General features: G+C 57.0%; 11 protein-coding genes and 2 pseudogenes. 3 read left to right on the forward strand and 10 right to left on the reverse strand.

Going from position 1 to position 13,196, the window contains the following annotated elements:
• From DH08_RS05185 to DH08_RS05220, 10 genes and pseudogenes are all read right to left on the reverse strand, one after another.
• On the reverse strand, positions 1 to 274 hold a 274-nt coding region (locus tag DH08_RS05185; RefSeq protein ID WP_192178216.1), incomplete at its 3' end, for an FAD-dependent oxidoreductase.
• 119 nt (positions 275 to 393) lie between these two features.
• Complete coding sequence (locus DH08_RS05190) at positions 394 to 1,806, reverse strand: CapA family protein (protein WP_192178217.1); 1,413 nt, start codon at positions 1,804 to 1,806, stop codon at positions 394 to 396.
• Between the two features lie 51 nt (positions 1,807 to 1,857).
• Positions 1,858 to 2,024 (reverse strand): annotated as a pseudogene (locus DH08_RS36025) (oligopeptide ABC transporter ATP-binding protein); the annotation flags it as partial.
• Between the two features lie 135 nt (positions 2,025 to 2,159).
• Positions 2,160 to 2,343: pseudogene (locus DH08_RS36030) on the reverse strand (ABC transporter permease); the annotation flags it as partial.
• Positions 2,334 to 3,605, reverse strand: coding sequence for a M24 family metallopeptidase (locus tag DH08_RS05195; RefSeq protein ID WP_282595018.1), 1,272 nt, complete (start codon positions 3,603 to 3,605; stop codon positions 2,334 to 2,336). The pseudogene DH08_RS36030 and the gene DH08_RS05195, both read right to left, overlap by 10 nt.
• Before the next feature lies 1 nt (position 3,606).
• Positions 3,607 to 4,908, reverse strand: coding sequence for a serine hydrolase domain-containing protein (locus DH08_RS05200; RefSeq protein ID WP_345892350.1), 1,302 nt, complete (start codon positions 4,906 to 4,908; stop codon positions 3,607 to 3,609).
• A gap of 425 nt (positions 4,909 to 5,333) precedes the next feature.
• Complete coding sequence (locus DH08_RS05205) at positions 5,334 to 6,416, reverse strand: succinylglutamate desuccinylase/aspartoacylase family protein (RefSeq protein ID WP_192178219.1); 1,083 nt, start codon at positions 6,414 to 6,416, stop codon at positions 5,334 to 5,336.
• 351 nt (positions 6,417 to 6,767) lie between these two features.
• The gene (locus tag DH08_RS05210; RefSeq protein WP_345892351.1) at positions 6,768 to 7,511 is read right to left on the reverse strand and encodes an amino acid ABC transporter ATP-binding protein; all 744 of its coding nucleotides are present in this window, start codon (positions 7,509 to 7,511) and stop codon (positions 6,768 to 6,770) included.
• A 77-nt stretch (positions 7,512 to 7,588) separates the two neighbouring features.
• Positions 7,589 to 8,563 carry an amino acid ABC transporter permease gene (locus DH08_RS05215; protein WP_192178221.1) on the reverse strand — a complete coding sequence of 325 codons (975 nt, stop codon included), beginning with the start codon at positions 8,561 to 8,563 and terminating at the stop codon, positions 7,589 to 7,591.
• Between the two features lie 61 nt (positions 8,564 to 8,624).
• Complete coding sequence (locus DH08_RS05220) at positions 8,625 to 9,455, reverse strand: transporter substrate-binding domain-containing protein (RefSeq protein ID WP_192178222.1); 831 nt, start codon at positions 9,453 to 9,455, stop codon at positions 8,625 to 8,627.
• Positions 9,456 to 10,433: 978 nt separating this feature from the next.
• On the opposite strand from DH08_RS05220, the gene DH08_RS37305 reads away from it, so the two are divergent.
• The 3 genes from DH08_RS37305 (at position 10,434) to DH08_RS05235 (ending at position 12,497) form a co-directional block, all read left to right on the forward strand.
• Positions 10,434 to 10,571, forward strand: a complete 138-nt coding sequence (locus DH08_RS37305) for a hypothetical protein (protein ID WP_192178223.1) — start codon at positions 10,434 to 10,436, stop codon at positions 10,569 to 10,571.
• Between the two features lie 181 nt (positions 10,572 to 10,752).
• On the forward strand, positions 10,753 to 11,706 hold the full coding sequence (locus DH08_RS05230; protein ID WP_246800686.1) for an IS630 family transposase: 954 nt from the start codon (positions 10,753 to 10,755) through the stop codon (positions 11,704 to 11,706).
• A gap of 413 nt (positions 11,707 to 12,119) precedes the next feature.
• The gene (locus DH08_RS05235; protein ID WP_192178224.1) at positions 12,120 to 12,497 is read left to right on the forward strand and encodes a hypothetical protein; all 378 of its coding nucleotides are present in this window, start codon (positions 12,120 to 12,122) and stop codon (positions 12,495 to 12,497) included.
• The last annotated feature ends 699 nt before the right edge of the window (positions 12,498 to 13,196 follow it).

The following is a 13,196-nucleotide window of genomic DNA, read 5'->3' on the forward strand; positions in this document are numbered from 1 at the left end:
AGAAGGGATTGTTGTGAGGCAGAAGATAGTTCGATCGAACAATCGTTGTGTTCCGCCCCACGTTGCCTGAGCCGATGTAGCTCTTTTCTAACACTGCAATGTCTCTGATGCCGAACGTTTTCGCGAGATAGTAGGCGGTCGCCAAGCCGTGTCCGCCGCCGCCCACGATCACGACTTCATAGTTCTTCCTTGGAGACGGATCACGCCACGCCGGTTTCCACCGGCTGTTTTCCCTGAGACCGTTCAAAAACACCGATAGTGCGGAATAGCGCATTCTCTTCCTTTGCTCTCCCGCCTGTTGGAGGGCTGCGTTTTCATGACATTGCGGTGCCTAGAAGACATGCGTCGCAGCTTTCTGATAACACTTCGGATTCGGCCGCGCCCCAAGTAAAGTCACAGCGAGGATTTGGGCTTCAGCCTTATGAAACCGGTGTCGTTGTCAATGGCAATTCGGGTCCCGAATGGCTCGGAGAGCTTCTGAAGCCGCTCCAGAATGGCCTTTGCCTTTGGCCCGCGCACCAACTGGGGGATACCCCGATTGGCAAACCTCTTGGAAAAGCCAAGCTCGATGGGATAAAGCCGCAATTCGGCAAGCTGATTCTGCTCAAACCGGCTCACTGTGATGACACTCTCATAGAAAACGGGTTGCGCAAGCGCGCCAACAAAGCCGTCTGCCGTGGGGTACCCCTTCGTCTCTTCGTCGACGGTCACCTCGGCATCGGTGTCGTGTCGTGGATCTTTGTCGTAGGCGGCGAACATGTCCGCCCCCACGGGCGTTCGCAGGTCGTCGTAGAAAAAGTTTCCGAGGCTATAAAAGATCGGGCGGCCCTTATAGATCTCTATGCCTCGCAGCAAGTGCGGCCCGTGTCCGACATATGCATCGGCCCCGGCATCAATAAGTCTACGCGCAAAGGATTGCTCGTAATCCGGCGGTTCCTGGCTTACATCCTCGTTCCAATTAGGCTCGTGACCGTGGTTCGTGACGATGCAGAAATCTGAGAACTGCTTGCCCCGGCGAACGTTTCGTAGGATGCCGGCGACATCGCCGGGGTCGGGTTCGTAGCTAAGGCCGGCCTTGTCGCCCGCCTTGAACGTCGCTCCAGCGACCACGACTCGGGTTGAGCCAACATGGCTGGACTTGTAACCGGGCAGCGCATCGCGCACTTGCCTTAAGTTTTTGAGCATCTCTGGCGGAACAACTATCCTTTCCGCCAAACGAAGGGGGTTGAGTCCGGGCCTGCCCGGCGCTTCGCCGGCGGGATCGCACGCACGAGACATCGGCATAAACGTTGAGGCAAATGACAACAGTGCCACGCGACCACGCGTAGTCTCCAAGAAGCGAGCGGCGCCAGCTTGTGCAAGATTTTCCCCAACACCTGCATAGACGATGGCGCTCTCATCCAAGATGCGACTCGTCTCTCGCATGCCTTCGACGCCCCAATCAAGCGTATGGTTATTTGCGCGGCTCATTAGATTAAAACCCATCGCCCTCAAATCGGGGCCGAGCGCCGGCACACTGATGTGATACGCACCACCGTACTCAGCCTGTGGACTTCCCTTGAACGACCGAATATCGAAGATCAGGGTTTCCATGTTGCCGAACGTGACATCGGCCTCACAAAGGATCTTGACGGCGTCGCCGAAGCCGGTGTGTTTGAATCTGGTCAGCGGTCGAGATACGATAAGGTCGCCGACTGCGACCATCGTGAAACCGTCTGCAACGTTGGTTTCGATCGAGCCGACCGTATCGTAGCCATCAGCCCGTCGGGCTGGATGAGAACCGTTATCGTGTGAACTTTTTTCCACTGCATCCTCAATAGGTGAACGAAACGGCTGAAACTGTCGTGGCCGAGGCATTCACCGCTTCAGCCAACTGCCCGGGACCCCTGTGGCCGGAGCGCGCACATGACAGGCCACGATGCGCCCGTCTGCCATCGGCACCAAAGGCGGAACTTCGATGCGGAACCGCTCGACGGCAGCGGGCAGCGCGGGTGGAACGCACACCCACTCGGCGGGTTGATGGGCTCGGCACCTAGCCCTCAACGGGCGCCTCCTGATGCCGCCGAGCGCGCGGGAACGCTTTCTTCGCCGAAAAAGTGCGTCTCAAGGTCTCGTACGTCGAGAAGCACGTCCTCCGCTGTGATTCTCGCTTTAGCATATCAACGCCCCCGCTTCGCACGGGGATCGAACATGTCGCGCAGGCCATCGCCGAGCAGGTTGACGGCAAGGCAGATACCGGGGGCGAAGATAGTCAACGGGGCAATGGCGAGATACAGCCGCGGGAATGGCGCCCCAGCTCGGAATCTCGGGCGGCACGCCTGCGCCGAAGAAGCTCAGCCCCGCACGGTCAACTCGCGGTCATGCGCAGTGAGGATCTCGCACCCTGTCTCCGTGACAACCCATGTTTCACTGAAACCTACGCAGGGCGTTCCGGGCTTGCGGACTGCGAACGGGGAGTGGAAAGTCATGCCAGGTTTTAGCTCCAATTCAATGCCCTCGCGGATAAAGCAGCTTTCCTCGCTCCATGTTGGAGGGAATCCCAGCCCAATCGCGTAACCATATATCTTCGAAGAGCTTGGTGCGTCGCTGATCACGGTCATCCTGTCGCCGATCTCCTCGCCAATCTCCCGCGCGACATCGTGAGCGGTACGGCCCGGTTTGACCGCGTGAAGCAGTACGTCGAGGGTGTCATTGATAACTCTCGCCCGCCTTTCAACTAGTGACGACGGCTTGCCAATCGCCACCGTGTGAAAGATCGCGCTGGTATAGCGATGGTAAGGAGCGCCGAATTCCATGGCCACCGTATCCCCCGCCTGAATGGGCGTGCGCCTAAAGGTTGTGTGCCCGAAGCAATTCCGTTGACCGGCCGAGACAATGGGTTGGGTGCTGAAATACTCGCTCCCCTCGTTAAGTAGCGTCTGATAAAGGACTGCCGCAATCTGATTATCGGTAATGCCGGCCTTGATTATCGGCAGCACCGCGGCAAGGCCCTTTTTTGCGATCTCAGCGGAACAGCGCATATGCTCCAGTTCGGCTGGCGATTTGATCATACGGGGCTGCATAATCAAGTCCGAGGCATCTATGAACGTGGCATCAGGTAATGTCCGTTTCAATCCCTCGTAGATTTCGATGCCGAGACCCGGCCTCTTTATCTCGAGACCAATTCGCTGTCCGTCGAGCTTTAACTCCTTCAAGATGCCCGCGAGGTCGCCCGCCACGCCATCCTCATAGGACCAAGGGACAGAGCGGATATCCTTTACCCAGCTGGTGAGCAAAGCAGGCCCGAGCTCCAACCCGTGCATATGAAGGATAGGCTCACCTTCGCGAGGCAGTAACATGCACGAGTACCAGCCCGAGCCAAAGCTTTGGTAGCCGCTCAAGTAGCTTACATTTGGAGTAAACGTAACGAGGAGGACATCCAACCCCTTCTCGTCCATCATCTTCCTAACTTTTTCGATTCGGTGGCGATATTCTGACTCTGAGAAGGCCAATTCCTTGGCGACAGGACCGTTTTCAAGTTCATTAATTTGTCGCTTATTGTCCACGTTAAGTTGTCCTCTTCTCCACGGGCGTTCCGGGCTTATCAGCAGTTCAGAAAGTAGCATGCTAGCCACGCAGCAAGCGGCCCAACGCAAGCATCTGCGGCACAACAATAGGGTCGATAAACGCAGCCTTCGCCACTGGTTGGGACCCGAAGCGCGCGATCACCATTTCAGCGCCCGGTGCGATATAGAGGCGCTGGCCGTGAATGCCCCGGGCTTCGATGGCGCCAAGCTCGTTGTGCGTCACCCACCACTGGCTGCGATACGAGTAGCCAGTGGAGAGCTTGGCCGGATGGTCGCCGCTTTGCAAGTCCCGCACCACGGACGCAGGAATAACCTCTTTACCATTGCACATGCCTCCATTCCGTATCAACTCGCCGAAGCGCGCCAGGTCATGTAGGCTCGCATACAAGCCACCACTGGCCGAGGGGATGCCGGCGGGATCGACGACCAAGTAGCCCTCATCCTCGCAGCCGAGTGGCACCCAAAGTCGCTCATGCAGCAATTGCGCAAACGAGCGGCCAGTGGCGCGCGCTGACACCCAAGCCAGGACCTGGGTGTTCACACTCTTGTAGGCAAAGACTCCGTGCGCACCCTCCTTGCGCACTGTGCGTAGGTAGTCGCATGACGTCTGCGGCCCATCGTAGCCGACCGGCCGGGGCCGCGTGCGGCAAGCGCGCATATAGACTGAGGAACTGGATTGTTCATCTGCCTCATCCTCGCTGTAATCCAGACCGGTCTGCATGTCCATCACCTGGCGGAGCGTGGCATCCGCCCACGCAGTCCGGCGCAGTTCTGGCAGGTAGTGCGGGATTAGTTTGCGGTCGTCGAGCACGCCTTCGTGCACCAAAACTGCGGTTAGTGTGCCCGTGTAAGACTTCGTGGCCGAGAAGCAGGCGTGCGGCAGATGCGGCTCAAGCGCGCCAAAATATCGCTCAAAGACGAGGCGTCCGCGGTGAAGCACCACGATTCCGTCAGTATAGGTGTCGAACAGCGCCTCATCGAAGCGACGGACGCGACCGTTGATATCGCTGAACGTCAACGTTTCCACTGCTGCAGCGTCTGCGGCTGATGGCACACCCAAGGAGGTCTGGGCACTAGCGCCGCGCTGCACGGGCACAGTCGGCACGAGCTCCCGCATGTGTGAAAGGCTCCAGCGGATTTCTGGAAAATCCAGAAAGCGACCACCCTCGAATGAGATCTGCTTATCCGCGGGCGGCGGGGAACCTTGCATCCACCCTAGCAAACGCGGATCGCTCGCGCGGCCATCGAGGTAGGTTCGGCCCTCGAATTCTAGCACACCTCCTTCGCCGTCCGATTGTTCGCTCAAATACTTAGGCTTTCCCTGCATAACTTCGACGACCACGAACTTCCTCCGTCTGGCTGGCTCGGCTGGTGTATAGGCCTCACAACACTCTTGTGAGTTACTTTCCTTAACACTACTCCAATTTTTGCCGATCCCTGCCGGCTCCTTTTGAGATTATGCCACTTCGTATAGGCATTCCAATATTCTTTTTAGCTTGCCTCCGTCGCGTTTCGAGAATGACATCGCCGCGAGTTCGCTAATTTTGCGCAGTTTGCCTCGGCATCGGCAGCATCATTGCTCTCAGACTCCCCGGGGCTCGCTTTATTTTGCAGAAAACTCCGGAAGCTTAGCCATAAAGCCCGCTTGATGTCGCCGAGCTTCAAGTGATGAGACGTACCGACATACCGGCATTACAAATCCGATAACAACTACGCCCCGGCGTGCGCTGCTCGAAGGCGCCTGGACATACCGAATGTCGCCGCGCATCAACGTCGTAAATATTCGCCATTGCTAGCGAGAGGACGGTGGTCCCCTTTCCAGTTGATCTCGGGCCGATAGATGCGCAGCCGAACCTCAGAGGTGAGGGGTCGAGCAAGCATTGCCACCCCCTCATCGGCCTCCACATGTAATCCGGATTTTATAGCGCAGACGATAGATGTGGTGGGTGTGCAAATATTGATCGAAACAGCCGACAGTGAATCCATCGGATGCAGGACGCCTATGAGATCCCCCTGCTTCACTTCGTCCAGGACCGAACAGCGAGGTTCGAAGATGCCTCGCGCGGGCGATTTCAGCTCGTCAGACGAGCGCGTTTCAAGCGTCTGGCTGGACTTCTTTTGCCGGAAGGTTGGATACTCAGCTTCTCCCTCAACTAATCCTAGCGCGATGAGAGCGTTGCGTGCCCCAGCTTCATAGATCGCCAAAGCTTCGGCGCCGACCGTGCCGCTGCCGAATTCAGCACAAATGAATACCTTGCTCTGGCTATGCGCCAAAGTATCGAACATTCCAATAGTATCGTGGTAATCCCAGAGCAATGTCATCGGTAATTTGAACGCCTCTGCTATTTGGAGCGTCTTGGCCATAAGATCGGCATCAGCAATAGTATGCGTGATAACCGCCGGTGGAAAATCCCATGTTGGTCCGAAGCTGTGCAGATCAAATATGGTGTCGGCCATTGGTAGCAACAGGCGCGAAACCGCATCCGCAATTCGTTCGGTTACCGATCCGTCGGCGCGGCCAGGAAACGTCCGGTTGAGATTCAAGCCGTCGATTGGCGTGTTACGGGTCCATGCCTCCACAGCCGGCGGATTGAGTACTGGCACGATGATGACCCTTCCGCAGGTTTGCGCTTCAGGCAGCCACTCAATGAGCCGTCGAGCGACTATTGGCCCCTCCAATTCGTTGCCATGATTTCCGCCAGTGATAAGGAGGCTCGGTCCCTCCCCTCTATTGCAGCTGAAGACCGGGAGCGAAAGAGCTTCGCAGTCGGCGCCTCTTGGGACAACAAGATGGCCCGTGCTCACGCCAGGTATGTCGAGCTCGAACGTAAGGTATGGTGCTTCGGTCATTTTGATTCTCCATTTGCAATAAGATTTGCGACGCGAGGCGCCAACTGTTCGGGTCTGGCAAAACGCGACCGCCTCCAGCAGGACCCGATACAACGCTATTTAAGGGTTTCGTCAGTAACGTTGGATCCGAGTCGACATTGGATTGCCGGCTCATTTGTGATGCGTACACGAATCACCACGAGACCAGCAGACTCGATATGAAGAGCCGCTTCCAACGCAGCTAGGCCACCCGTCAAATTCGGCTTGGATATGGTCTTCATCTAATAATGAGATGACCCCGTGGTGTGGGCGGGGCGGACGTCGCGAGGCGTCCTCCTATGCCGATCAATACTGAATCTCAACAAGCCTTAGTCAGTGTGACAATATCTGGCTAAGAAAGAGCCTTGTCCTTTCGTGCCGCGGACTGGTGAAGAAATCGTGGGGAGCGCCCTCCTCGATGATTTGACCCTGATCCATGAAGATCACTCGGTCCGCGACGGCGCGCGCGAAGCCCATCTCGTGCGTAACACAGACCATGGTCATGCCGTCGCGCGCAAGACCGGTCATCGTTTCTAGCACTTCCGCGACCATTTCCGGATCGAGCGACGATGTCGGCTCGTCGAAGAGCATGACGGCAGGCTCCATGCAGAGGGAACGGGCAATTGCGACGCGCTGCTGCTGTCCTCCGGAGAGCTGAGCCGGGTATTTGTTCGCCTGCTCCGGAATGCGCACGCGCTCAAGGAATTTCAACGCGATCTTCCTTGCCTCGACCTCTGGCATGCCTTTGATCCACATCGGCGCTGCCATGCAGTTCTTCAGCACGGTCATGTGCGGGAAAAGGTTGAAGTGCTGGAACACCATGCCGACATTCTTGCGAACGTCAGCCACGTTGCGCATCTTGTTGTGCAATATAATCCCGTTGACGGTGATCCTGCCCTCCTGATGCGCTTCGAGCCGATTGAAGCAGCGGATCAGCGTCGACTTCCCTGATCCGGAAGGCCCGCAAATGACGATGCGTTCGCCCCCGCGCACGGTGAGGTTGATGTCCGTTAGCGCTCTGAAGGCGCCGTACCACTTCGAGACGTTCTTCGCCTCGATAATTTTGCCCGCGATCACCGCCGCTTGCTCCGGGGTAAGTGACCTTCGATCCGAAGAAGAATCTCCAGGCGATGCATCCGCAGCCACGCAGGGGGTCATCGCACTTTACTCCTGGCAAAATAGCGCTCGATCCGGGATTGAATTAGCTCGAAACAGATAGACATAATCCAATACATGATTGACGCCGATGCCAGCATCTCCATGTTGTGGAAGGTCGGCTGGCCGATTTGATAAGCAAGGAACGTCAGCTCCCACACGCCCAGAACTGAGACGAGCGAGCTGTCCTTCAGCATCGAAATGAACATGTTTCCCATTGGGGGAATGATTACGGGAAGCGCCTGCGGCAGGATGATCCTGCGTGTCGTGAGGCCGAAACCGAAAGCCAGTGACCGGGAAGCCTCCCATTGGCCGCGGTCAATGCTTTGGATACCAGATCGGAAGATTTCCGTCATGTACGCACCATAGCAAAGCGACAGGGCCAACACCCCTGAAGGGACGGCATCAATCACGTAACCCAGTTGGGGCAAGCCGAGGTAGATCAGGTAAATCTGCATGAGAAGCGGTAGTCCGCGGAATAATGACGTGTAAAAGCTGGCGATCCCGTAAGCGAAACCGTTGCTAGACAGTTTTGCAATAGCGGCGACGATCGCGATAACCGACGCGAAAATGAGTGAAAGCGCCGAAACATAGATTGTCGTCACCACCCCCTGCGTGATCAGAAAAGGCAGGTGTTTCCAGATGAAAGGCAGGCTTAAATCAAATGACTTGAAGAATGCGAGAAACAGGAGCAGCAATTCAAGCCACACGACGCCGAGTTGCATTTTCAGCGGAGCAAAACCGAGCAGAACAACGTTGAGGCAGAACATAACCGCGATCACGAAGGCTATGGTGAAGCGCCCATAAAAACCGCTCTTCAGCGGATCGCCTATGACGGGCCGCATGAGTTCGCCTATGGTGGTGCCCGTGAGGTTGAACATGAGAAAAACCACGAGCACAACTGCAAACATGGAGGCGACAATCCACGGCCTATGGACGAGTACCTCGGAGTCAACTGTATCCCGATGGAGCATGAACAGACCTTTACAAAAAGGAGCGGTCCCGGTTGACCGGGACCGCTATAGCTTCGCGACGTTATTTTTCGACCGTGTAATCCACCCCGTACCACTTGATCGACAACTTGGAGAGCGTGCCGTCGTCCTTCATGCTCTTGATGGCCGCCGCAATCTTGCCGTCAAACTCCTTGTCACCATGCAGAGTCGAGATAGATCCGGCCTCGGAGTATAGGATTTCATCGAGCACCTTCAATGGATAGCCGGATTTGATCGCACTGAGCGCACTATATTCGTCAAAGAGAATCGCATCAAGGCGAACACCATCACCGAGCCGAAGGTCCTGCAATATAAGACTGCTGCCTTGGTAGAGCTTCACGTGGCCCGGCTTGAATTGGTATTGTATAGGCTGGGCGCCTATCCAGTCTGGTCTTAGGTCCTGATTGGCGTAGAGCTCTTGCGTCGTGCTAGCGACAACGCCCACCACCTTGCCATCGAGGTCGGAAAGCTTAGTCGCCTTGCTATTCTTGTGAACGACGGCGACCGCGCGGCTGTAGTAGTAGATGCCCGGGAAGGACAATTTTTCGGCGCGTGCTTTGGTCGGTGTCATCTGACCCATGGCCATATCCCAACGGCCCTCCCACTTGCCTGCGGTGATGAGATCCCATGCCGGCGTTACGAATTTGGCCTCCACACCCAGGTATTTCGCGATGGCCTTGGCGATCTCCACATCACAACCATCGAGCTCGTGTTTGTCGTTCAAGAACGACGCCTTCCCCCAATCCGTCCCGACTGCCGCTGTTAGGGTCTTTGTGGCGAGCACGTGATCGAGTATGGCGCCGGCATTAGCTTTGGCCGTGAACGCAACTGCGAGCGAGGCTGCAACTGCTATCGTCGTGAAAAGTTTTTTCATGCGATGTCCCCTGCTTATTGGTTCTTGCGATTTTGAACGGACTCGTTCCGTTCCGCCATTAACCCTATGCCCATGGCCCATTGCTCAACACGATATTTTTAAGATGGTTTTCATCTAGAAGTTAGATTGCTTGAAACCGCCAGCCGCGGGATGGAGAAGGAGCTCGCTGCGGGCGGCGCTGTCATACGGAATACACTGGAGGTCGCGAAGGGGGAACGAAAACGCGCCCGTCAAGCTGATGCTATACGATGATTGCCAAAATCCCGGCGCGCGGGGGCCGGCGCTGATCTACATCGATGGTGGCGCTTTTTGCGTAAATTTGATCGACGCACACTATTAGTGCCGACAACGCGTCGGGGCAAAGGCGATCCACCGCAATCTGAGCGCCAAGGCGAGGCGGTCGGGCTCTCCAACGGCTGAAGCTGTTCGAGGCGCAGCGCGCCGAGGACGCCCGGCGGATACTGGGCCGGAGATCGTGCTCGACATGCTCTCGTCACAGGTGAGCGTCTTCGACGAGCGCGGCGTGGCCAAGGTCTTGGTCGCTATCGATGCCGGCACTCCCGGCACCTGATGGCGCGCATCCTTCAAAGCCTGGCGCTACGCCGCATCGAAGTGAGAGCGTGGCGTTCGCGATCGGAGAGAGGAGGCCGGCGCTATACGAGGCGCAAGCTGATCCAGCATGGGCACGGTGGGCGATCTGGCTGTCGGACCGGCACATGGTGTTCCGGAAAAGGTGCTGGAGGGCGTCTTCTCGCGCTATCACCGGCTGTCGGCCGAGCAGAGAACGGCGATCGAGCGTGTCGCTAAGGCGGGCAGGATCAACGCTGCCGTCGGCCGCGCCGGCGCCGCAAGACTGAAGGCCGCGCGTCCTGGGAGCTCGCCGGCTACCGCGTGGTCGGCACAGCACTTGCCGGCAAGGCGGCCTAGGGGATCGAGAAGGAAGCGGGCATCACGAGCCGCACGCTGGCGTCATGGGAGGTGCGCTGGAAAGAGGGCAGGGACGCGCTCGAGGCCAGGACCGTCTCGTCCTCGACGGCCGGCATGGTCGCCTCGTTCGTCGAAACCGCCGGCAAGGCCGGCGCCAAGCTGGTGCTGGTGGATCCCGAGCAGCTCTAGTGGATTGATCGAGACAAAAAAGTCCGGTTTTGGATTCTAATTTTTGCGGGAGTATGCGACTATGGTGCATGCGCAAAGGTATTACATTTGAGGTTTCCGCGGCTGACCGAGTTCGTCTCAACGCAATCGTTTCGGCGGGCAGTTCGCCTCAAAAGCATGTGTGGCGGGCGAAGATCATCTTATGAGCGACGAGGGTCTGGGAACCGTCGCGATCATGGAGGCGACGGCCAAGTCGAAGACCTGCGTCTGGCGTTGGCAGGAACGCTTCATGGCGGAAGGTGTAGTCGGTCTTTTGCGCGACAAGAGCCGGCCGCCCGGCACTGCGCCGCTTGAGGTTGACCTTGTCGACCAGGTGGTCGCTCTGACTCTGGAAACGCCCAGGCAGGAGGCCACGCACTGGACCGTTCGTGCGATGGCAAAGGCCGTTGGGATCGCGGCGTCTTCGGTCGTCAAGATCTGGCACGAGCACGGCCTTGCGCCGCACCGCTGGCGCAGCTTCAAACTGTCGAATGACAAGGCTTTTGCCGAGAAACTGCACGCCGTCGTCGGGCTCTATGTCTCGCCGCCGGCCCATGCCATTGTCCTTTCCGTCGATGAAAAGAGCCAGATCCAGGCGCTCGATCGGACGCAGCCAGGACTTCCTTTGAAGAAGGGCCGCGGCGGCACGATGACCCATGATTACAAGCGCCATGGCACCACGACACTCTTCGCTGCCCTGAATGTTCTCGACGGCTCCGTCATTAGCCGCAACATGCAGCGTCACCGGCATCAGGAGTTCATCCGCTTCCTCAACGCAATCGAGGCTCAGTTGCCGAAGGATAAGGCTGTTCACGTCATCCTGGATAACTATGCGACGCACAAACAGCCGAAGGTCCGGGCCTGGTTGGCGCGGCACCCACGCTGGACATTCCACGTTCGTTCCGACATCGTGTTCCTGGTTGAACGCCGTCGAGGGCTCACACGGCGACGACTGAAAAATGGTGTCTTTCATTCCGTCGTTGATCTTCAGGCTGCCATCAACCGCTTTATCAAAGAGCACAACGAAGAGACAAAGCCGTTCATTTGGAAAGCAGACCCTGACAACATCATCGCGGCCGTCAGACGTGGGCACCAAGTGTTGGAATCAATGCACTAAGGTGCTTTACGACACTGTGCAAACGCCGCTTCCCTGTCGTGTGAGAAAACTACACTGGCGGAAAGCCACCGCCATATTCGGCAGTCACAAACACCAGTGAAAGCCCCTCAAACTAGCCGCCGCCGCCGGACGGAAACTTCTCTAGGGCTCTACGCCCTCCTGCCGCACTGAATAAGTGTATCTCAACGAATTTACCAATTGGTCATCGGCAGACAACGTGCGAGCGAGCTAGTCCATGAGTACGAGCGAAGTCTTGTTGGCGCAGGTTGCATTTTTGACTTCGGCGAAGTGCTTCGGATGGTTGACGCGATAATAATAGCCAGCCGAATGATACATCGCCTCGCGGCCCGACACAGAACCGATCACGATCTAACAATAATAGGGGAAAACTTTGTTCAAGGTACTTGTTCGTCGTGAAGAATGGATCAAGACGCGAATATATCCTTCCACATGAGCATATCAGTCGGCGCAAAGAACCAGTATTTTGTCAGCTTCTACGAGAATTTAATTTCTACATTCAGTGTTTGTCTCGGGCCTGTTTTTCGAGCGGCGCCGAGAAGCAACAGAACGAAATGGTGCGGAACAAAGAGCTACTCGCACATCTGGCAGAAACGGTGCGCCAGCATTCTATGATTGTTGAAGCAATAGCGGCTCGCGATGTTGTGGAATCGGATCGCTTGGCGATCGCGCATCAGGAGTTTGCGGTCGCCCGGCTGAAAAGGAGACTGTTCAAGGGCGCGCGTTCGATTGCCTCGACTCCAGCACTGAAAATCGAGTCGGTAGGATATTGATCCGAAACGGACAAAAATAGAAAGCCAGAGGAGCGCAAGCTTTCGCAGAGGGAGCGCGCGTGCTTTCTCTCGTATTTCAACTGCGGCGCCCAGTGCGGCTGACAATACGGCACCAGTATGACGGCCCCAACCCTGAAGTCCTCAGGGTTCGCCGGCAAGTTTATGAATCATGCGGCTGCCACATCGGGATTGCAAATCCCCCTTCTTGGGTCGAGGAGCCGATGATCTATGAAGGCAACCCCCTCGTCCTGGAACCGGGGATGGTGTTGTTCACCCACATGATCATGCAAGACGACGGATGCGAACCGTTAACCCGAGTTCCGAGAGAACTTGTCATCAATTGACCAGCAAGAACATGGAGGACACGACGGTCAACACGCCGAAAAGTGGCAGCCGCAGGACGGGCGGGAGTCCTCACCGAGCCGTTTGTACGGCGCGGGGGGCCTTCTCCCAAGGAGCAAAGGGTAAGGTGGTCATTGCGTCTCTTGGGAACTTTGCAAAACCTTCGGCTTGCGGCTTGGGGACGGTCGACCTGGTGTTCGGGATGCGCTCGGCACCTTGATCTCCCGGCGTCCTCACCTGATCGCTTGGCAGAAGCCAGGGCTTCAACAGCCCATCTCGCTGCTAGATGATGGCAATATACGAACTGAATTTGACGCGAGCCGCCGGCGTCGGTCCAACAAGGCTCTGTTGAGAACA

This window comes from Mesorhizobium amorphae (assembly GCF_014843845.1).
GTDB lineage: Bacteria > Pseudomonadota > Alphaproteobacteria > Rhizobiales > Rhizobiaceae > Mesorhizobium > Mesorhizobium amorphae_A.